Here is a 21,409-nt window from a genome sequence, read left to right as displayed (position 1 = left end):
CTGCGCCGCTCTTCGGGGCGGCGCACCTCGATACACAATGGACGCCTCATGATTAGCGTATTCGATATTTTCAAAATCGGCATTGGCCCTTCCAGCTCCCACACTGTTGGCCCGATGAAAGCAGGCAAACAATTCACGGATGACCTGATTGCACGCGGAAATCTCACTGACGTAACCCGCGTAGTGGTTGATGTCTATGGCTCTCTGTCCCTGACCGGGAAAGGTCACCATACCGACATCGCGATTATTATGGGCCTGGCGGGTAATCTGCCGGATACCGTAGACATTGATGCTATCCCGGCCTTTATCCAGGATGTGAATACTCATGGACGTTTGCTGCTGGCGGACGGTCAACATGAGGTCGAATTCCCGGTTGATAAGTGCATGAATTTCCATGCGGACAATCTGTCCCTGCACGAAAACGGGATGCGTATTACCGCACTGGCAGGCGAAAAAGCCATTTACAGCCAGACGTACTATTCCATCGGCGGTGGATTTATCGTTGATGAAGAACACTTTGGTTTGCCGAATAACAATCCGGTAAACGTGCCGTATCCGTATACATCCGCAGCCGATTTGCAACGACACTGTCAGGAAACCGGCCTGTCACTTTCCGGTCTGATGATGCAGAACGAACTAGCCCTGCACAGCAAAGAAGAGCTGGAACAGCACTTTGCAAACGTCTGGGAAGTGATGCGCAGTGGAATTGAACGCGGTATCACCACCGAAGGCGTATTGCCGGGCAAACTGCGCGTTCCGCGTCGTGCGGCAGCACTGCGTCGTATGCTGGTTAGCAGTGACAAAACCACGACTGACCCGATGGCGGTTGTAGACTGGATCAACATGTTTGCGCTGGCCGTGAACGAAGAGAACGCTGCCGGTGGACGTGTAGTTACCGCCCCGACGAACGGCGCATGCGGGATTGTTCCTGCAGTGCTGGCGTACTATGACAAGTTTATCCGCGAAGTGAACGCTAACTCACTGGCACGCTATATGCTGGTCGCGAGCGCCATCGGTTCCCTGTACAAGATGAATGCCTCAATTTCGGGTGCTGAAGTGGGCTGTCAGGGTGAAGTCGGCGTGGCGTGTTCTATGGCGGCAGCGGGTCTGGCAGAACTGCTGGGCGGTAGCCCGACGCAGGTATGTATCGCCGCAGAAATCGGTATGGAACACAACCTGGGTCTGACCTGCGATCCGGTTGCCGGACAAGTTCAGGTTCCGTGCATTGAGCGTAACGCCATTGCATCGGTGAAAGCGGTGAACGCCGCTCGTATGGCGCTGCGCCGTACCAGCGAGCCTCGTGTATGCCTCGATAAAGTTATCGAGACCATGTACGAGACAGGTAAAGATATGAATGCCAAATACCGCGAAACCTCGCGTGGCGGTCTGGCGATGAAGATCGTTACCTGCGATTAATCCCTGGCGCAAACTTATCCGGCCTACAGTGCCACAGTCATTTGTAGGCCGGATAAGGCGTCAGCCGCCATCCGGCAAAATGTTGTTTCAGATCTTCGCCTCCCCCCACTGTGAATGTTACCCTACAGCCTGATTTATCAGGGAGAACACCGTGGCCGTCCATCTGCTCATTGTCGATGCACTCAATCTCATTCGTCGCATTCACGCCGTCCAGGGGTCGCCCTGCGTGGAGACGTGCCAGCACGCGCTCGATCAGTTGATTGTGCACAGTCAGCCCACACACGCCGTGGCGGTATTTGATGACGAAGCGCGCAACAGCGGCTGGCGTCACCAACGCTTACCTGACTACAAAGCCGGTCGCCCGCCAATGCCTGACGATTTACACAAGGAAATGCCCGCCTTACGCGCCGCTTTTGAACAACACGGCGTCTGTTGTTGGGTCTCGAGCGGGAATGAAGCCGATGATTTAGCCGCAACGCTGGCGGTGAAAGTCACCCATGCGGGACATCAGGCCACCATCGTTTCGACAGATAAAGGTTATTGCCAACTGCTCTCCCCAACATTACGCATTCGCGACTATTTCCAGAAGCGCTGGCTGGACGCGCCGTTCATTGAGAAAGAATTTGGTGTAATGCCTCAGCAATTGCCAGATTATTGGGGACTGGCCGGGATCAGCAGCTCAAAAGTGCCGGGCGTTGCAGGTATTGGTCCCAAGAGTGCAACACAGCTACTCATGCAGTTTCAGCATCTGGAAGGGATTTACGCACATCTGGAAGACGTGCCGGAAAAGTGGCGCAAGAAACTGGAGATGCACCAGGAGATGGCGTTTCTGTGCCGTGATATCGCGCGGCTGCAAACGGACTTACATATTGACGGAAATCTCCAGCAGCTACGGCTGGCACGGTAGTCTTATTGCCGGATGGCGCTGCGCTTATCCGGCCTACGCATCGTCCCTCCAGTAGGCCGGATAAACGCCAGGTGATTACCAGGCGGTATGGTAAAGCTCGACAATATCGGCAATGCTTGCTTCACGCGGATTACCGCCAGTGCAAACATCGTCAAATGCCGCCTGCGCCAGCGCAGGAATATCTTCCTTACGTACCCCCACATCACGTAAGTGCGGCGGGATCCCCACATCGCGGTTAAGCGCAAACACAGCATCTACCGCAGCCTTACGCGCCTCTTCCAGCGTTAAACCTTCCACTTTCACCCCTATCACCCGGGCGATATCGCGGAATTTCTCTCCGGTGTATTCGGCGTTGTAGTGCATCACGTGCGGTAACAAAATGGCATTGGCGACGCCGTGCGGAGTGTTATAAAAGGCCCCTAGCGGGTGTGCCATCCCGTGCACGAGTCCCAGACCGACGTTTGAAAATCCCATTCCGGCAACGTACTGACCCAGCGCCATTGCCTCACCAGACTGGCTGTCACCATTAACAGAGCCGCGCAACGCCCCGGCAATGATCTCAATGGCTTTGATGTGCAACGCGTCAGTGAGTGCCCACGCCGCCCGCGTAATATAACCTTCAATAGCATGGGTCAACGCATCGACCCCGGTCGCCGCTTTTAACGCGGCAGGCATACCATCCATCATATCGGCATCAATAAACGCCACCTGCGGAATGTCATGCGGATCGACACAGACAAATTTACGCCGATTTTCTTCGTCCGTGATCACGTAGTTAATGGTCACTTCCGCCGCCGTCCCTGCCGTCGTAGGGATTGCCATCACCGGTACGCTCGCAGCACGTGTTGGCGATAACCCTTCAAGGCTGCGTACATCGGCAAACTCAGGGTTATTGTGGATAATGCCAATCGCTTTGCAGGTATCCTGCGGGGAGCCGCCGCCTATAGCTATCAGATAATCTGCGCCACTTTGCTGAAAGACTCCCAATCCCTCCTTCACCACTGCAATTGTAGGATTTGGGATCACACCGGAATAGATTTCCCACGGCAAACCGGCGGCATCCATACGGGATGTCACCTTATCGACAACGCCGCACTGTACCAGGTTTGCATCGGTGACAATCAAAGCCTTGCGATAACCCCGACGGATGACCTCGTCCGTTAATGCCCCAACAGCTCCCCGGCCAAACCATGCCGTTTCATTCAGAATCATTCTGTTCGCCATCGTATTTCTCCTTTTCGCTATGCGAAATTACTCTTCAATTCGTAATCCGTAAGATTTGAATTTCTCCAGCACAATGGCGATCTCTTCGTCATCCAGCACCGGCACCGGGTCGACAATCGCCAGGGTGCTTAGATAAAGGCGGGCCAGGACTTCGACTTCATGCGCCAGCCATAGTGCTTTTTCCAGATTCGCTTCACAGGCAATCAACCCGTGGTGCTGCAACAACGTTGCCTTACGGCTTTTCAGCGCGACGCTCACATGCTCTGACAGCTCTCGTGTACCAAACGTCGCATACGGCGCACACGGGATAGAGTTCCCCCCAGCCGCGGCAATCATGTAATGGATTGCCGGAATAGGACGGTTCAAAATCGACACGGCGGTGCAATGAATCGCATGGTTATGAACGACTGCATTGGCATCCGGGCGCGTCTGATAAGCCGCCAGGTGAAAACGCCATTCACTGGAAGGTAATTGTCCTTTATCATATTTGCCGTCGTTATCTACGAACACGATCATGTTTTCAGTGAGTCTTTCGTAAGGGATACCGCTGGGTGTGATCAGCATTCCATTTTCATAGCGCGCACTTACATTTCCTGCGGTCCCCTGATTCAACCCAAGACGGGTCATTTCAAGGCAGGTTTCGATGATTTCACGTGATAAACGCATTCTTTCCATAATGATTCTCCGGGTACAGTTGCCCCTCGTCTTTATTGCGAAAAAATGCAGCCGCAGAGTAAGACGGGTCAGGTTTCAGGTATGAGCAGCCACTGAACACATTTATTCAGATTCAGTTGGCCGATTTAGTTAGTGCGACGAATTATTGTTGTCTTACGCGCTTAATTAGTTTCATCTCAACTTTTACAGTTTCTTTAATGGGCTGGTCATCAATAGCACTCATCATCATAGCGAAAGCTTTTTCCGCCCAGACATTTTCATCCTGCTGCATCGACCAGACATTATTCGCGAGGAATCCCAGCATGGGATGTTCATCAAATGTCCCGATATTAATATCCGGTGGAATCACACCGAAACGATTGCGAATAGCAATGACGGCACCTTCCAGTACAGGTAATGATGAGGCAATAAACGCCTGCGGACAGCCCTGTTCGTTGATCAATTTATCCATCAACCGATAACCACCATCCGGCGTATTATCCGGACCTTCACGCACCCAGTCACGATGAGAAATTCCATTATTATTCAACGCGTTAAGGTAACCTTTTAAACGATCGCCAATACTGGGCAATCCGGTATCCCCGACTAAAAACCAGATCGGAGATTTGCCTGCATCAAACAAACTTTGCGTCAGCTTTTCACCGCCTAAAATGTTATGACTTTCAACCAGCGCGTTATCGGTATACTTAAAATCCCTGTCGAGTAGCACCATCGGTTTTCTGACCTGACGCAAATGGTGTTGCTGATTCTCTAATGTTGAAGGAACAATAAACAGGCCATCAACATTACGAGCTATTAACGCTTTCGTTAATTTGTTTTCGTAATCAACATCATCGTAGGTACAACTAATCGTTAATTGATATCCAGAACGACGACAACGTTGTTCAAGTTTCTCGGCCAGTGTGGCAAAAAAGACGTTAGATATATTGGGTACAATCAGCCCCAACGTATCTGTTTTATTCAGTTTCAGGCTGCGGGCTGAATGGTTTATGACATAACCATACCGTTCAACGTATTCATTAATACGCGTTTGGGTTTTGACACTGATACGATATTGCTCAGCCTTCCCGTTCAGCACCAGTCGCACGGTCGTCACCGATAAATTCAGATCGCTGGCTATCTGTTCTACTGTTTTAGCCATTTATATGTCCCAGTTCACATCCAAAAACGTCAATTCACAATCATAAAAGTATTTTAAACTTTTGTCTTACTGCATAACCTGGTTAAGCGCCTGCTGTTGATCCCACATCATCAGATATGCCTGGTATTTACGGTCATAGAAGTCCTGTCGTGCCGGATTCGCTTTAATCACCCCACCTGGGCAAACCATCGCCCGGCAGGCGGAGGGAACATCTGCCCACACCCCGCTGGCCACTGCACCGGTGATAGCCGCACCTAACGTCACCGCATCTTCTTCCTGCATAAGATGAATATCGCATCCGGTGGCGTCTGCATACTCTCGCAACCACAGAGGATTGTGTGTTGCACCGCCACATAGCGTCAGTCGAGAAATGGTATGACCGTTTTCGCGCATCACTTCCATAATGTGTCGCGTGCCGCAGGCAATCGCCTGTAATGTCGCCAGATACAGACGAGCAACCTGCATCTCACCTCGTTCAAGCGTCAAACCGCAAACGCTGCCCCGGGCATCGGGTCGTGCACGCGGGGAACGGTTACCGTGGTGATCAGCCAGCACATGCAGATAACGACCAGGCTCAGACTCTTGCTCCTCAAGTGCGGCAACCCATTCATTAACTAAAACGATGGGATGGCAGCCCCGGGCCTCAGCTTTGTGAAACAGCTCAGCGCTGGCACCCGACTCCTGAAGCGTCCAGTCAACCAGCGCCCCAGCCGCGCTTTGCCCCCCTTCCGTCAGCCAGTAACCAGGCAGCATAGCGGACCAGTACGGCCCCCATACACCCGGTGTATGAATCTCCTGCTCGCTGCACAGCATATGGCAATTTGATGTTCCGCTGATCAACGCCAATGTTCCCGCAGGCTCGGCACCGGCAAGCGCCACGCCACCCGCATGCGCATCAATCATGCCACTGGCGACTACCACCGCTGTCGTCAATCCCAGCGCCTGTGCCGCATCGGGGCTGAGCGTCCCAACGGCCGCGCCCGGGGGCAGGATCCGTGACGGAATTTTGTTCAGTAAATCAGTTAATTCAACCGCATCCAGCAGGGAGTGGCTAAAGCGTTGCTCATGTGCCAGATAGTTCCATTTACAGGTTAAAGTACACAGACCAGCAACATCACAAGCGGTGGCTTTCCAGACCAAAAAATCCGCCAGATCGTAGAAGCGGTGTGCACTCTGCCAGGTCGCGGGGAAATGTTTTTTTAGCCACAACACTTTGGGTAGTTCCATTTCGACACTGACTTCACCACCGACATAACGCAACGCCGGGTCCTGTGTAGCGTTGATACGCTGCGTCTCCTGCACCGCACGATGATCCATCCACATGATGATGTTATGGTCTGACGGTTCACCAGGTGAAACCGCCAGACCCTGCCCCTGTTCATCCAGAGCCACTAACGAACAGGTGGCATCAAACCCTAGCGAACGGATCTCCTCAACGCCAACCCCGGCTGACGACACAGCCTCCTTCACGGCATGGCAAACCTGCTGCCAGATTTCGGCAGATGACTGCTCTACCCGCTCGGGGCCAGGTCGAAACTGCGAGATAGGGAATGTCGCAAAAGCCAGCCGTTTGCCACTGGCATCAAAAACACCAGCCCTGACACTGGCGGAACCGACATCCACTCCGAGGAAATATCCACTGCTCATAGTAGCTCCCTGACGCTGGCTAATAATGGGGCGAATGTACCGCCCCCGCGGTCTTATTTTTTACCGAATGGGTGCAACAGCTTGTCGATTTCCGGTGTATCAATGTTCTGCGCATTAACAAATTTCACCGGAATATCAATTTCTTTCGGTACTGACTGACCTGACACGGCCGCATTCAGCGTCTTAATACCCTGATAGCCAATCTGGTACGCGTCCTGTACAACAAAGCCCTGGATCACGCCAGATTTCAAGAAGGCAATGATTGCTTCGGTGCTATCAAAACCAATCACCTTCACTTTACCTTTCAGGTTTTGGCTATCAATGGCGTTCGCCACACCCAGCGTTGAGCCTTCATTGGTGCCGTAGATCCCGGCAATATCGGGGTTTGCCTGGATCATATCGATGGTTTTATCCATCGCTTTTTGCGGATCGCCATCACTGTACTGAACCGGCAGAACTTTGATATCCGGATATTTTTCCTTCATTCTGGCCACAAAACCTTCCGAACGTTCAATTGCGGAAGAGGTTCCAGCCACGTGCGCAATAATGCCGACTTTCCCTTTGCTACCCACTTGTGCAGCGAGAGCATCTGCCGCTTCAGCCCCTGCTTTACGGTTATTCGTTGCCACAAAGCTGACAGGAATGTCAGAATTTACGCCTGAGTCAAACGTCACCACCTTGATGCCGCGTGAATTCGCTGTTTCCACTAATGGCGCAAGCGCATTGGCGTCTAATGCCGCCAACAGCAACCCATTAGGTTTTTGCGCCATTGCGTTTTCAACCAACTGAATCTGCTCGGCAATCTGAGTTTCATCGGCAGGCCCAACATAGCTGGTCTTATCGCCCAACTCTTTCGCTGCCGCTTCGGTACCCATTTTTACGGTCTGCCAGAATTCATGCTGGAAGCCTTTACTGACCACAGGAAGGTTCATATCTTTAGCCAGTGCGCTGGATGTCATGCAGGCCAGCAGGGATAACGCATAGACAAAATTCCTGGTTCTCATTGTTTTACTCCGTTCTGAGTGAGTCACCCTAAACGTCAGGGTTATGTTGTCCCGTGACTTCCGGGTGCGTAAATCAACGAATTTTTTTGCGTAAAGTGTCGAGATAAACCGCGGCGATAACGACTACGCCCATGGCCACCATTTGCCAGAACTGCGAGACGCCCATCAGGTTCAGGCCATTTTTCAACACGCTCATAATGAATGCGCCGATAATGGTGCCGCCAATAGTGCCAATCCCCCCCATCAGGCTGGTACCGCCAATGACCACCGCAGCAATGGCTTCCAGTTCATAGCCCACGCCGACGGTCGGCTGGCCCGAGTTCAAACGAGAGGCCAGAATGACCCCGGCAATCCCGGTCAGCAGACCACAAAATGCGTAGACGAAAATTTTCACGCGCTGGACTTTAATCCCGGAAAGATGCGCAGCAACCTCATTACTGCCCACGGCATAGACATAGCGGCCAATCACCGTTTTCTTGAGGATATATGCGGCGATCAGTGCGACAACCACGAGGTAAAAAACGGGGTAAGGCAGCACATCGAACAAGCGTCCCTGCGCCAGCATCTTGAAGGTGGGATAATCAGCAAAGTAAATTGCCCGGCCGTCAGTCATTACCATATTGATGCCTCTGACGGACATCATCAGACCCAGGGTGGCAATAAAGGGCGGAATAGTCATTTTAGTGACCAGCAATCCATTGATATAGCCGCATAATCCACCCGCCAGCACACCCGCCAAAATACATACGGGCAGAGGTAATCCCAGCGTGGCGCTGATACCTACCGCAACACCAGAAAAGGCCACTACCGAGCCAAGAGAAAGGTCGATTCCTGAAGTGATAATGACGAAGGTAACGCCAATCGCCATGATGCCAATCACCGAGGTTTGCAGGGCAATTGTCATAATGTTTTCAGTGTTAAAGAAGAAAGGTGATCCAAAACTAAAAAATATCACCAGAATAATCAGACTCAAAAGCGGCGCCAGGCGCATTAAAAGCTCTTTGTTAATTTTTATTTTCTTATTATTGCTGTCTGAAGAGGTTACAGAGATAGTCATAAATTAGTCCTCTAACGTCGCATATTGCATGATTTTTTCTTGTGTGGCGTCATCAGAAGCTAACTCTCCGGTAATACGCCCATTACGCATAACTAAAATGCGATCGCACATACCCAGCACTTCCGGTAATTCAGAGGAAATCATGATAATTGATTTCCCTTTTGCCACCAGTCGATTCATTAATTCATAAATTTCAAGTTTGGCTCCCACATCAATACCGCGGGTGGGTTCATCAAAGATGAGAATGTCGGTGTCTTTGCATACCCATCTGGCAATAATAATTTTTTGCTGATTACCGCCACTTAAATTCAACGCAGCCTGTTCAAGATGCGGCGTCTTAATACGCAGTGCTTTCACCTGCTCTTCGCTGGTTTGCTGACAGCGTTTGCTATCCACGTTGCCATATCGGTTGGAATATTCGGGGTAATTTCCTAGCATAATATTGCGTTCAACGGACAATCCTAATGCCAGGCCCTCTTTTTTTCTGTCCTCGGTTAAGTAGCTAATACCCTGCTGGATGGCATCAGGAATATCCTTGATTACCGTCTCTTTACCGTTCAACTTGATGGTTCCGCTGTCGATAGGATCGGCACCAAAGATGGCCCGTGCCAGCTCAGTACGCCCGGCCCCCATCAGCCCGGCAAAACCTAAGATTTCCCCCTGATGCAAGGTAAAATCGATATTGTTCAGTACGCCTTTGCGCGTCAGGCCACTGACTTCCAGCACCGGTTTACGCTGGGGTTGCGGCTCCCGACGGGGATAGATATTGCCAAGGTCACGCCCAACCATCATGGCAATCAGGTCGCTGATTTTGACCGAATCATAATCCACGGTGGCAATAAACTGTCCATCACGCATGACGGTAGCGCGATCGGCTATCAGCGCCAGTTCCTCCAGTCGGTGCGAGATATAAACGATGCCCGTTCCCTGTTCTTTAAGTAAGCGTGTAACCCGGAATAAACTGTCAATTTCGGTTTCCGTCAACGCCGCCGTTGGTTCATCCATAATAAGAATCTTGGCATTCACCGATATCGCTTTCGCAATCTCAACCATTTGTTGCTGAGCAACAGTAAGATCGGCAACCAGCGTGTCTGGGGAGATATTCAGGTTTAATTTTTGCAAAATATCGATCGCAGCCTGCCGCTGTTGTTTCTCATCCAGACGCCAGCGATTATTTTTGCAAAACTCCCTGCCAATAAATATATTGTCTTCGACCGTCAGTTCAGGAAAAAGGTTAAACTCCTGATGAATAATGGTGATACCTACGCTTTGTGCGCTCAATGGGTTTGCAAACGAAACGGGTTGGTTCTCAAAAATAATATCCCCTTCATCAGGTTGATATACACCGGATAAAATTTTCATCAGGGTAGACTTTCCCGCGCCATTCTCCCCCAACAGTGCATGAACCTCACCTTTGCGTAAAGTAAAATCCACATTACTCAACGCTAATACGCCGGGAAAACGTTTCGTAATATGACTCATCTGTAAAAATGTTTCAGACATTGCTGCTTTCCTCAATATACAGAAACTGTAATCAGTGAATCAGGCGAAAAACAGCGTTGCCAGGAAGCCATCGTCACCGTTAATGCGAATGTGTCTACAAGATCATATGCGTTTTATCAACGATGCTAACTCGAGTTAGCGATTGCCTTTTAAAGCTATTTTAGCTGCCAAAAATAGCCAAATCATTTGGTTTAAAACTGTGACACTGAACAGACAATTTATTTTATCTTATTAATTTAAAAGAATTTAATGAAAAAATCTGTATTTGTTTATTTGACGCAGATCGAATTTTAACCACTTCTCGTGAGGCTTCTCACAGTTCCATAACAAAAAAGTTGTGCAAAAAACTCTCTAATACCTAAGCTAACTCGAGTTAGCAAAAATGGGTAATTCAGCCAACTGCGACAGTGGTGTCCGACATCCGCTTTTGCAGCACGGCATAAAGTGAGATGAGGAACCTCGAATGAAAAAAAATAGTTTACCGAAAATCGGTATTCGTCCGGTGATTGATGGGCGTCGTATGGGTGTACGCGAGTCGCTCGAAGAACAAACCATGAACATGGCAAAAGCCACTGCCGCACTGATTTCCGAGAAACTTCGTCATGCCTGCGGGGCACAGATCGAGTGCGTTATCGCAGACACCTGTATTGCCGGATTGGCTGAATCTGCCGCCTGTGAAGAAAAATTTAGTAGCCTGAACGTCGGCGTGACAATTACCGTCACGCCGTGTTGGTGCTACGGCAGCGAAACTATCGATATGGACCCTATGCGCCCGAAAGCCATCTGGGGTTTCAACGGGACGGAGCGTCCAGGTGCCGTGTATCTGGCTGCAGCACTGGCTGCACATAATCAAAAAGGGCTTCCCGCCTTCTCTATTTACGGTCATGACGTGCAGGATGCAGGTGATACCACTATCCCTGCCGATGTTGAAGAAAAACTGCTGCGTTTCACTCGGGCAGGTTTAGCCGTTGCCAGCATGAAAGGTAAAAGCTATCTGTCCGTCGGCGGCGTTTCAATGGGAATTGCAGGCTCTATTGTCGACCATAACTTCTTTGAATCCTGGCTGGGAATGAAGGTTCAACCTGTTGATATGACCGAATTGCGTCGTCGCATTGACCAGAAGATCTATGACGAAGCGGAGCTGGAAATTGCCCTGGCATGGGCGGATAAACATTTCCGTTATGGCGAGGATCAGAACGCACAACAGTATAAGCGAAATGAAGAACAGAGCCGTGCAGTGCTGAAAGAGAGCCTGCTGATGGCCATGTGCATTCGCGACATGATGCAGGGTAACCAGAAACTGGCAGAGAAAGGCCGGGTTGAAGAGTCGATGGGGTACAACGCGATTGCCGCCGGTTTCCAGGGCCAGCGCCACTGGACGGATCAATATCCAAACGGCGACACCGCCGAAGCGTTGCTCAACAGCTCATTTGACTGGAATGGCGTGCGCGAACCGTATGTCGTCGCCACCGAGAACGACAGCCTGAACGGTGTCGCAATGTTGTTTGGCCACCAGCTCACCGGCACGGCACAGGTCTTTGCTGATGTACGAACCTACTGGTCACCGGAAGCAGTAGAGCGCGTCACAGGTAAACCGCTGACCGGTCTTGCGGAGCACGGCATTATTCACCTGATTAACTCCGGCTCTGCGGCACTGGATGGTTCCTGCAAACAGCGTGACAGCGAAGGCCAGCCAACCATGAAACCACACTGGGAGATCTCACAGCAGGAAGCAGATGATTGCCTGGCGGCGACGGAATGGTGTCCGGCGATCCACGAGTATTTCCGAGGCGGCGGCTACTCTTCCCGTTTTCTTACCGAAGGTGGCGTACCGTTCACCATGACCCGCATCAATATCATCAAAGGTCTGGGTCCAGTGCTACAAATTGCGGAAGGCTGGAGTGTGGAATTACCGAAAGAGGTACATGCTCAGCTTGATGCTCGCACCAACTCTACCTGGCCAACAACCTGGTTTGCACCGCGCTTAACCGGCAAAGGTCCGTTCAGCGATGTCTATTCCGTAATGGCTAACTGGGGTGCCAACCACGGTGTGCTGACGATTGGTCACGTTGGTGCGGACTTTATTACGCTCGCCGCCATGCTGCGTATTCCGGTGTGTATGCACAACGTGGAAGAAGAGAAGATCTATCGCCCTTCCGCATGGGCGGCGCACGGTATGGACAGCGAAGGCCAGGATTATCGCGCCTGCCAGAACTATGGCCCGCTATATAAGCGTTAAACATCGAGCGATTGCCTGATGGCGACGCTTACGCATCTTATCAGGCCTACGAAGCGCACGGTTTTGTAGGCTGGATAAGGCGAAGCCGCCATCCGGCAATAGGTAATCTCCCAGGAGCAATTATGAAACAAGAGGTTATCCTGGTCCTTGACTGTGGCGCGACCAACGTGCGGGCTATCGCTGTTGACCGCCAGGGAAAGATTGTCGCTCGTGCGTCCACCCCAAACGCCAGTGACATCGCGGCAGAAAATAGCGCCTGGCATCAGTGGTCCCTCGACGCTATTGTGCAGCGCTTTGCCGATTGCTGCCAGCGGCTCTCCGCGCAACTGGCCGCCTGCCAGGTCCGTGGGATCGCCGTCACCACCTTTGGCGTAGACGGCGCATTGGTTGATCAGAACGGCAAGCAACTGTATCCGGTAATCAGCTGGAAATGCCCACGCACCACGGCAGTAATGGAGAATATCCACCGCTACATGCCGCCGCAGCAGTTGCAGGAAATTTCCGGCGTCGGCGCGTTCAGCTTCAACACGCTGTACAAGCTGGTATGGCTTAAAGAGAATCACCCACAATTGCTGGAACAGGCACACGCCTGGCTATTTATTTCATCACTGCTCAACCATCGCCTCACCGGTGAGTTCACCACAGATATCACCATGGCCGGTACCAGTCAGATGCTGGATATTCATCAGCGAGATTTCAGTGTTGATATTTTGCAGGCAACCGGGATACCACGCCGACTGTTTCCACGTTTAGTTGAAGCGGGAGAGCAGATCGGAACGTTGAAAAATGACGCGGCAAAGCAACTTGGGCTCACAGCGGGCATTCCGGTTATCTCTGCCGGCCACGACACGCAGTTTGCGCTCTTTGGCGCAGGCGCGCAGCCAGATGAACCCGTGCTCTCTTCCGGTACATGGGAAATACTGATGGTACGCAGCGCACAGGTGAATACTGCCTTACTCAGCGACTATGTGGGTTCTACCTGTGAACTGGATAGCCTGCCCGGACTCAATAACCCCGGAATGCAGTGGCTTGCTTCCGGTGTCCTCGAATGGGTACGCAAGTTGTTGTGGACTGCTGATACCCCATGGCAAACGCTGATTGACGAAGCCAGGGCAATCCCGGCAGGTGCCGAAGGCGTGAAGATGCACTGCGACCTGCTGGCCTCTCAGAATGCCGGCTGGCAGGGTGTCACACTCAACAGTACCCGCGGACACTTCTACCGCGCGGCGCTGGAAGGATTGACGGCCCAGTTGCAGCACAATCTACACACACTAGAAACCATCGGTCATTTCAACGCAACAGAGCTACTTCTGGTTGGTGGAGGAAGTCGTAATGCACTATGGAATCAGATAAAAGCGAACATTCTGGGTATTCCCATCAAAGTGCTGGATGATGCCGAAACGACGGTTGCCGGTGCAGCGATGTTTGCCTGGTCCGGTATCGGCGAATTTGCCTCTCCGGAACTGGCTCGCGCGCAGGTGGACTATCAGTATCGTTACTTCTATCCACAAACAGAACCCGTATTCACAGGAGTCGAGTGACATGCTCAAAACGATTTCCCCCTTAATTTCCCCGGATCTGTTAAAGGTGCTGGCTGAAATGGGTCACGGTGATGAGATTATTTTTTCCGACGCCCACTTTCCGGCCCACAGTATGGGCCCGCAGGTTATCCGGGCCGATGGTCTGCAGGTCAGCGACCTGTTGCAGGCGATTATTCCGCTGTTTGAACTGGACAGTTACGCCCCACCACTGGTGATGATGGCCGCCGTCGAAGGAGACTCGCTCGACCTCGACGTAGAAGCGCGATATCGGCAGGCACTGTCATTACAAACACCTTGCCCGGACATCACTCGCATTGACCGTTATGCATTTTATGAACGCGCACAAAAAGTATTCGCAATCGTTATTACAGGGGAGCGGGCAAAGTACGGAAATATCCTGTTAAAAAAAGGGGTAACGCCATAATCTCTTACCTGAATGCCCGACAGGTACGGGCATTCATCGCATGATGGGGTGAGAAAACATGAAAGCAGCGCGCCTGCAAGCAATCCTGGATCTGTTGAGCAACCATAAAAGTCTGACGACTGAAACCTTATCCTCACAGCTCAATGTCAGTAAAGAAACTATCCGTCGCGATCTTACGCAACTGCAGGCGCAGGGTAAGGTACTGCGTAATCACGGGCGCGCCAAAGTGATACATCGGGTAAACCAGGACTGCGGCGAGCCGTTTCATATCAGACTGAAAAGCCATTATTCCCACAAAGCAGATATCGCCAGAGACGCGTTAACGTGGATAGAGGAAGGTATGGTGATCGCGCTGGATGCCAGTTCTACTTGCTGGTACCTGGCTCGCCTGTTGCCAGACATTAACATTCACGTATTTACGAATAGCCAACCGATTTGCCTCGAATTGGGTAAACGTGAAAATATTCAGTTGATCAGTTCCGGTGGTCGACTTGAGCGTAAATACGGTTGCTACGTTAATCCATCGCTCATCTCACAGCTAAAGTCACTTGATATCGACCTGTTCATCTTTTCCTGCGAGGGGATCGACCGTGGCGGTACACTCTGGGATTCAAATGCTACCAACGCCGATTTTAAATCCATCCTGCTTAGGCGTGCGGCGCAGTCATTATTATTGATTGATAAGAGTAAATTTAATCGCTCGGGTGAGACGCAGATTGGGCATCTGGAAAATGTGACGCATATTATTTCAGATACAGAAATGATTGAAACAACCCACGCCGGATGAGGCGTTCACGCCGCCATCCGGCATATAAGTATTATCGTTCGTCGCGACGACCACCGACGGCAGCCCACAGACGACGCACGTGAACAGTTACTTCTTCACGGTCATGATACAGCTGACGCGCCTGAATCTGGGCATTTACGCCATGTTCATCAAGCTGGGCCTGAATGTAAGCCAGGTTCTGTGATACCTCTTCGTAGCGTTTTTTCATCGGCAGCTTGAGGTTGAAAATCGTCTCACGACACCAGCCGTTGACCAGCCATTGTGCCATCAGCGCGGCAACCTTCGCTGGCTTCTCCACCATGTCGCACACCATCCATGAGATGTTGTTGCGATTCGGGCGATACTTAAATCCATCCTCCCGCAGCCAGGTGACCTGCCCGGTATCCATCAGGCTTTGTGCCATCGGACCGTTATCCACGGAGTAAACCCACATGTTGCGTTTAACCAGCTGATAGGTCCATCCGCCCGGGCAGGCCCCTAAATCCACCGCATACATTCCATTGGCCAGACGCTCATCCCACTCATCGGCAGGGATAAACACGTGCAGCGCCTCTTCCAGCTTCAACGTTGAACGGCTCGGCGCATCCGCCGGGAATTTCAGACGCGGAATCCCCATGTAGAACGGGGAGTTATTGTCAGGCCAGGAATAGCCGGTATAGCAACAGCCTGGCGCAATAAAGAAGACGTGCACTACCGGACGTTTTGGCGTTTCATGTTTTGCCAGCACGCCCGCTTCACGCAGCGCGGCGCGCAGCGGTACGGTAAATTTGCGGCAAAACTTAACCAGCTCTTTGCTTTCATTCGTGTCGGCAACTTCGACACGCAAATCGCCGCCTTTCTCCACCACGCCCTGCAGCATACCGACGATCGGTGTGATGCGGTCTTCCGGCGGCAAATATTGCAGTAGCTCGCCGACAACAAACATTTGGCGAGCAAAAATCAGCGAGCTAAACGGCAACTCTTTAACCAGCTTTTCCGCATCTTCCTGCTGATAGCATTCAAAGATGACATAACCCGCATTTTCTTTGACGCGGGCGAAACCAAAGATTTCGCGACGCCCTGCTTTATCCGTAATTTCTGCGGCGCACTCTTTTTCAAAACCCGGGCGACACAACAATACAACCTTATTCATGGCTTACGCCCTTACGTTTCAATCGAATAGCGCCCACTAACATCAGTGCCCAGCCTACAAGGAAGCTAAAACCACCGACAGGGGTAACAAACGCCCACAGGCGTAAATGAGAAAGCGCGAGGCAATACAGACTGCCGCTAAACAGCACAGTCCCTAATGCCAGGAACACGCTACTCCAGTAAAACCAAATGCTGATGCGTCGCTGCATGGCGACGGCCAGACCAAAAATAGCCAGCGTATGAAATGCCTGATACTCAAGGCCAGTCTGGATCCACCCCATTTCAACAACGCCGAGGGTTTTACTCAGAACATGTGCCCCAAAGGCTCCCAGAGCTACAAAGATAAAGCCACTGACGGCGGCAAAAATCAGCATAAAACGGCTGGTCATGTTAATACCCTACGTAAATTATTGTTCATAACGAAAGCGGAATTTTTCTTGTTCCGTGGCCGCTTTCGCCAGTATCCACTGACGGAAGGCGGCTATTTTACCCAGTTCTGCCTGACTGTCATGACAAACCAGATAAAATGCGTTTTTGCTGACCAGAACATCATTAAATGGACAAACCAGACGTCCGGCTTCAATTTCGGACTGCGCCATAACGTTATTGGCCAACGCAACGCCCTGTCCATGGATAGCGGCCTGTAGCACCATGGCGCTATGGCTGAAGATAGGTCCCTGCTGTACGTTGATATGATTCAGCCCAAGCTGGCGTGTATAAGCTTGCCAGTCACGCCGTGACGCATCGTGCAATAACGTATGTTTTGCCAGATCTTCAGGCGTCTTCAGCGGTTTATCACCAGTAAGCAACAGCGGCGAGCAGACCGGCAATAAATATTCTGCGTACAATTTTTCAACGCGCAGACCCGGCCAGTTGCCGCGCCCGTAGAAAATCGCCACATCCACATCGTCAGCCAGTTTGTCTTCCTGACGGTCCACCGCCTGGATCCTGACATCGATTCCCGGATAAGCTGAGTTAAAGCTAGAGAGTCTGGGCACCAGCCATTGGATCGCAAAACTGGGCAATAAACTGACCGTAAGCGCACCTTTTGCACTGCGTGCCTGAAGTTTACGCGTCGCGTCGGTTAATTGCGAAAAAATCTCTTTGATGTCGAGGAAGTAGCTTTGGCCTTCTTCCGTCAACAGTAAAGATCGATTGCGTCGACGAAACAGCTTCAGCCCAAGGAAATCCTCGAGTGACTTGATTTGATGACTTACTGCGGCCTGCGTCACAAAAAGCTCTTCTGCTGCACGCGTAAAGCTCAAATGACGCGCTGCAGCATCAAAAACACGCAACGCATTTAAGGGTGGTAATCGTTTTGACATGACTTTTAGGCTTTGATGTTAAATGAATTTAACAATTAGCTAACAGGCTGTAACCTATTAGTTTTTTTTATCTGAGCCATTATAAATTGTCCGTTGAGGTTCTACCAGCAAATACCTATAGTGGCGGCACTTCCTGAAGCCGGAACGAAAAGTTTTATCGGAATGCGTGTTCTGGTGGGCTTTTGGCTTACGGTTGTGATGTTGTGTTGTTGTGTTTGCAATTGGTCTGCGATTCAGACCATGGTAGCAAAGCTACCCTTTTTCACTTCCTGTACATTTACCCTGTCTGTCCATAGTGATTAATGTAGCACCGCCAAATTGCGGTGCTTTTTTTTGTCCGTGTGTCTGCCAATGACGACCGGCTATTTCTCCAGTTCTACCATCTCTTTCACATCGGTACGGTTAATCTGCTGTTTGTTGCCGTTAGCGTCTTTATACGAAATCATTCCTGTCTCATTATCGGTCTTTGGCTTACCGTCAGACACGATTGTCCGGCCATCGTTGGTGTGCATCACGTAATTCGGACCGGAACAGGCGCTCAGGGCAAAAGTCAGCATACAGGCAGAGATTATGGCGGTAGTCTTTTTCATATTCTTCTCCTCACAGCAATTTATGCCAGATAAAACGAATTTCATAACAGGCAAAATTATTCGCCTAACACTATCTAGCATAAGACACTGCACAGACTTCGCGGGGATATCCAGAGGATTCCGATGGTTAGCGCAACCCTTGTGTCTGCGCCCTTTTTGCGCCACGATCCGTTTACTGAACTGAGGAATACCATGAACGCTTTTAACCCCACGCAGTTTCGCGCACAATTTCCCGCACTCAACGATGCAGGTGTCTATCTCGACAGCGCCGCGACGGCATTGAAGCCGCAGGCGGTGATTGAGGCGACCCATCAGTTTTATAGTCTGAGCGCCGGGAACGTCCATCGCAGCCAGTTTGCTGAAGCCCAGCGTCTGACCGCGCGCTATGAAGCCGCGCGGGAAAAAGTCGCACGGCTGATTAACGCGCCGGATGACAAAACAATCGTCTGGACCCGTGGCACGACGGAAGCTATCAATATGGTTGCCCAAAGTTATGCGCGTCCGCGCTTACAACCGGGCGACGAGATTATCGTCAGCGTAGCGGAACATCACGCCAACCTGGTTCCCTGGCTGATGGTGGCGGAGCAAACGGGGGCCAACGTCATCAAGCTTCCGCTCAATGCCCATTTGCTGCCTGACACTGAGCGTCTGGCGGACCTCATCACCCCACGCAGTCGCATTCTGGCTCTCGGTCAGATGTCGAACGTCACCGGCGGCTGCCCTGACTTAGCCCGCGCGATTACGCTTGCTCATGCGGCAGGCATGGTGGTGATGGTGGATGGCGCTCAGGGAATTGTACATTTCCCCGCTGACGTTCAGCAGTTAGATATTGATTTCTATGCGTTCTCGGGCCACAAGCTGTATGGTCCCACCGGCATTGGCGCGCTGTACGGTAAGCCGGAACTGCTGGAAGCCATGTCCCCCTGGCTCGGCGGCGGTAAAATGATTAGCGAAGTCAGCTTTGATGGTTTCTCCACACAAGCGGCACCGTGGAAGCTTGAGGCAGGCACGCCGAACGTTGCGGGCGTCATTGGATTAAGTGCGGCGCTTGAATGGCTTGCGGATATTGATATCGTGCAAGCCGAAAACTGGAGCCGCAGTCTGGCGACGTTGGCAGAAGATATGCTGGCAAAGCGGCCAGGATTTCGTTCCTTCCGCTGCCAGGACTCCAGTCTGTTAGCCTTTGATTTCGCAGGCGTTCATCACAGCGACATGGTGACGCTACTGGCCGAATATGGCATTGCGCTGCGAGCGGGGCAGCACTGCGCACAACCGCTGCTGGCGGAGCTGGGCGTCTCCGGGACGCTGCGCGCCTCATTTGCCCCTTATAATACGCAAAGTGATGTGGATGCGTTGGTCGCAGCCGTCGACCGCGCACTGGAAATATTGGTGGACTAATGACAAGCCCTCTGCTCGCCGGACACCCGTTTGGCACAATCGTAACGGAAGAGACGTTACGGAATACTTTTATCCCGCTCACCCAGTGGGAAGATAAATATCGTCAACTTATTTTACTGGGCAAGCAACTTCCGGCCCTTTCAGATGATCTGAAAGCGCAGGCAAAAGAGATTGCCGGATGCGAAAACCGCGTTTGGCTGGGGTACAGTCTGCATGAGAATGGCACACTTCACTTCTTCGGTGATAGTGAAGGCCGAATTGTGCGCGGCCTGCTGGCGGTACTACTCACTGCTATCGAAGGTAAAACTACCGCGGAGTTACAGACGCGTTCGCCGATGGCGTTATTTGATGAGTTGGGCTTAAGCGCACAACTGAGCGCGTCACGTAGTCAGGGGCTGAATGCGCTCATTGAGGCAGCTCAGGATGCCGGATGGCAACGCTGATGCGTCTTATCCGGCCTACACCGCTGCGTGAACCGTAGGTCGGATAAGCGTCACGCCATCCGATACAATCAGGCCTGACGCGCGGCTTTCGCCATCATTTTCTTCAGCGCGTGAGAGACCGCAACAAAACCAAAGGTCGCCGTCACCATGGTGGCAGCGCCAAATCCGGATGCGCAATCCATACGCTTCGGCCCTTCCGCCGTAGCCTTCATTGCACATACCGAGCCATCTGCCTGCGGATACACCAGCGCTTCGGTCGAGAACACACAGTCCACGCCCAGTTTGCCTTTGCTGTTTTTCACCACCCCAAAATCGCTTTTCAGTCGCTCACGTAGCTTCGCCGCCAGCGGGTCCTGGATGGTTTTTGCCAAATCAACCACCTGAATCTGCGTAGGATCAATCTGCCCGCCCGCACCACCAGTGGTCACCAGCGGAATTTTATTGCGCCGACAATAAGCGATCAGCGCCGCCTTCGGGCGCACGCTGTCGATAGCATCGATGACATACGAAAAGCCCGCGTTCATATACTCTGCAACGTTATCTGGCGTAACAAAATCATCAACTACGTTCACCCGGCACTCCGGGTTAATCTGACGGATACGTTCAGCCATCACTTCAGCTTTTGCCAGGCCAACGTTATCGCGCAGAGCATGGATCTGGCGGTTAGTATTAGTGACGCACACATCATCCATATCGATGAGTGTAATAGCGCCAATACCGGTACGCGCCAGCGCTTCCGCCGCCCACGACCCCACGCCGCCAATTCCAACGACACAGACGTGCGATTGGGCAAACAGTTGCAGCGCATTTTCGCCATACAGACGCGCCGTACCGCCAAAACGCTGACGCCAGGCATCACTTATAACCACAGACATAGAACCTCAGATATAGAAAACAAAAAGAGCGGACAAATGCCGCCCTTGATGACTGCATCACTGCCTGATGGCGGCTACGCCT

General features: G+C 51.7%; 20 protein-coding genes. 8 read left to right on the top strand and 12 right to left on the bottom strand.

Annotated features, from left to right (window positions below; translation table 11 throughout):
* Positions 1 to 48: 48 nt before the first annotated feature.
* Together FDX03_RS14865 and xni are read left to right on the top strand one after the other, a co-directional pair.
* A complete protein-coding gene (locus tag FDX03_RS14865) occupies positions 49 to 1,416 on the top strand; it encodes an L-serine ammonia-lyase (RefSeq protein WP_137346131.1) in 1,368 nt (455 codons plus the stop codon).
* A gap of 151 nt (positions 1,417 to 1,567) precedes the next feature.
* Positions 1,568 to 2,323: a flap endonuclease Xni gene (xni, locus tag FDX03_RS14860; RefSeq protein WP_137346130.1), complete on the top strand. Its 756-nt coding sequence runs from the start codon at positions 1,568 to 1,570 to the stop codon at positions 2,321 to 2,323.
* Positions 2,324 to 2,398: 75 nt separating this feature from the next.
* Here xni and fucO read toward each other — a convergent pair whose 3' ends face one another.
* The 7 genes from fucO to FDX03_RS14825 form a co-directional block, all read right to left on the bottom strand.
* Positions 2,399 to 3,547 (bottom strand): lactaldehyde reductase, encoded by a 1,149-nt coding sequence (fucO, locus tag FDX03_RS14855; RefSeq protein WP_137346129.1) that lies wholly within the window; start codon positions 3,545 to 3,547, stop codon positions 2,399 to 2,401.
* A 27-nt stretch (positions 3,548 to 3,574) separates the two neighbouring features.
* Positions 3,575 to 4,222, bottom strand: coding sequence for an L-fuculose-phosphate aldolase (gene fucA, locus FDX03_RS14850; RefSeq protein WP_005130946.1), 648 nt, complete (start codon positions 4,220 to 4,222; stop codon positions 3,575 to 3,577).
* Between the two features lie 142 nt (positions 4,223 to 4,364).
* Positions 4,365 to 5,363, bottom strand: coding sequence for a LacI family DNA-binding transcriptional regulator (locus tag FDX03_RS14845; RefSeq protein WP_061068493.1), 999 nt, complete (start codon positions 5,361 to 5,363; stop codon positions 4,365 to 4,367).
* 66 nt (positions 5,364 to 5,429) lie between these two features.
* Positions 5,430 to 7,010: an FGGY-family carbohydrate kinase gene (locus tag FDX03_RS14840; RefSeq protein WP_115642952.1), complete on the bottom strand. Its 1,581-nt coding sequence runs from the start codon at positions 7,008 to 7,010 to the stop codon at positions 5,430 to 5,432.
* Positions 7,011 to 7,063: 53 nt separating this feature from the next.
* Positions 7,064 to 8,014 (bottom strand): ABC transporter substrate-binding protein, encoded by a 951-nt coding sequence (locus FDX03_RS14835; protein ID WP_061068495.1) that lies wholly within the window; start codon positions 8,012 to 8,014, stop codon positions 7,064 to 7,066.
* 73 nt (positions 8,015 to 8,087) lie between these two features.
* Positions 8,088 to 9,071, bottom strand: a complete 984-nt coding sequence (locus tag FDX03_RS14830) for an ABC transporter permease (RefSeq protein ID WP_003034055.1) — start codon at positions 9,069 to 9,071, stop codon at positions 8,088 to 8,090.
* Positions 9,072 to 9,074: 3 nt separating this feature from the next.
* Positions 9,075 to 10,574, bottom strand: a complete 1,500-nt coding sequence (locus FDX03_RS14825) for a sugar ABC transporter ATP-binding protein (RefSeq protein ID WP_061068496.1) — start codon at positions 10,572 to 10,574, stop codon at positions 9,075 to 9,077.
* A gap of 463 nt (positions 10,575 to 11,037) precedes the next feature.
* Here FDX03_RS14825 and fucI point away from each other — a divergent pair, with 463 nt between their 5' ends.
* The 4 genes from fucI to fucR all read left to right on the top strand — a co-directional run bounded on the left by fucI (position 11,038) and on the right by fucR (position 15,565).
* Positions 11,038 to 12,813, top strand: a complete 1,776-nt coding sequence (fucI, locus tag FDX03_RS14820) for an L-fucose isomerase (RefSeq protein WP_061068497.1) — start codon at positions 11,038 to 11,040, stop codon at positions 12,811 to 12,813.
* Positions 12,814 to 12,935: 122 nt separating this feature from the next.
* A complete protein-coding gene (gene fucK, locus FDX03_RS14815) occupies positions 12,936 to 14,354 on the top strand; it encodes an L-fuculokinase (protein ID WP_115642950.1) in 1,419 nt (472 codons plus the stop codon).
* A 1-nt stretch (position 14,355) separates the two neighbouring features.
* Positions 14,356 to 14,778: an L-fucose mutarotase gene (gene fucU / locus FDX03_RS14810; protein ID WP_048213091.1), complete on the top strand. Its 423-nt coding sequence runs from the start codon at positions 14,356 to 14,358 to the stop codon at positions 14,776 to 14,778.
* Positions 14,779 to 14,836: 58 nt separating this feature from the next.
* Positions 14,837 to 15,565, top strand: a complete 729-nt coding sequence (gene fucR, locus FDX03_RS14805) for an L-fucose operon activator (protein WP_115642949.1) — start codon at positions 14,837 to 14,839, stop codon at positions 15,563 to 15,565.
* Between the two features lie 31 nt (positions 15,566 to 15,596).
* On the opposite strand, the gene rlmM is transcribed toward fucR, so the two are convergent.
* The 4 genes from rlmM to FDX03_RS14785 form a co-directional block, all read right to left on the bottom strand.
* Complete coding sequence (rlmM, locus tag FDX03_RS14800) at positions 15,597 to 16,697, bottom strand: 23S rRNA (cytidine(2498)-2'-O)-methyltransferase RlmM (RefSeq protein WP_048213093.1); 1,101 nt, start codon at positions 16,695 to 16,697, stop codon at positions 15,597 to 15,599.
* The gene (locus FDX03_RS14795) at positions 16,690 to 17,085 is read right to left on the bottom strand and encodes a DUF423 domain-containing protein (protein WP_003034037.1); all 396 of its coding nucleotides are present in this window, start codon (positions 17,083 to 17,085) and stop codon (positions 16,690 to 16,692) included. The genes rlmM and FDX03_RS14795 overlap by 8 nt, the downstream gene beginning before the upstream one ends.
* Before the next feature lie 18 nt (positions 17,086 to 17,103).
* Positions 17,104 to 18,021, bottom strand: a complete 918-nt coding sequence (gcvA, locus tag FDX03_RS14790) for a glycine cleavage system transcriptional regulator GcvA (RefSeq protein ID WP_005130970.1) — start codon at positions 18,019 to 18,021, stop codon at positions 17,104 to 17,106.
* A 362-nt stretch (positions 18,022 to 18,383) separates the two neighbouring features.
* Positions 18,384 to 18,611: a YgdI/YgdR family lipoprotein gene (locus tag FDX03_RS14785; RefSeq protein WP_048213094.1), complete on the bottom strand. Its 228-nt coding sequence runs from the start codon at positions 18,609 to 18,611 to the stop codon at positions 18,384 to 18,386.
* 192 nt (positions 18,612 to 18,803) lie between these two features.
* Between FDX03_RS14785 and csdA the strand changes: the two genes are divergently transcribed.
* On the top strand, positions 18,804 to 20,009 hold the full coding sequence (gene csdA, locus FDX03_RS14780) for a cysteine desulfurase CsdA (RefSeq protein WP_137346128.1): 1,206 nt from the start codon (positions 18,804 to 18,806) through the stop codon (positions 20,007 to 20,009).
* Positions 20,009 to 20,452, top strand: a complete 444-nt coding sequence (csdE, locus tag FDX03_RS14775; protein ID WP_048213096.1) for a cysteine desulfurase sulfur acceptor subunit CsdE — start codon at positions 20,009 to 20,011, stop codon at positions 20,450 to 20,452. Before csdA ends, csdE begins: the two co-directional genes overlap by 1 nt.
* A 68-nt stretch (positions 20,453 to 20,520) precedes the next feature.
* Here csdE and tcdA read toward each other — a convergent pair whose 3' ends face one another.
* Entirely contained in the window at positions 20,521 to 21,327 is an 807-nt protein-coding gene (gene tcdA / locus FDX03_RS14770; protein ID WP_003825630.1) for a tRNA cyclic N6-threonylcarbamoyladenosine(37) synthase TcdA, read from the bottom strand.
* Between the last annotated feature and the right edge of the window lie 82 nt (positions 21,328 to 21,409).

Origin of the sequence: Citrobacter sp. wls827 (genome assembly GCF_005280875.1) — a bacterium.
In the GTDB taxonomy this organism is placed as follows: domain Bacteria; phylum Pseudomonadota; class Gammaproteobacteria; order Enterobacterales; family Enterobacteriaceae; genus Citrobacter; species Citrobacter youngae.
This window is presented reverse-complemented; position numbering and strand designations above follow the sequence as displayed.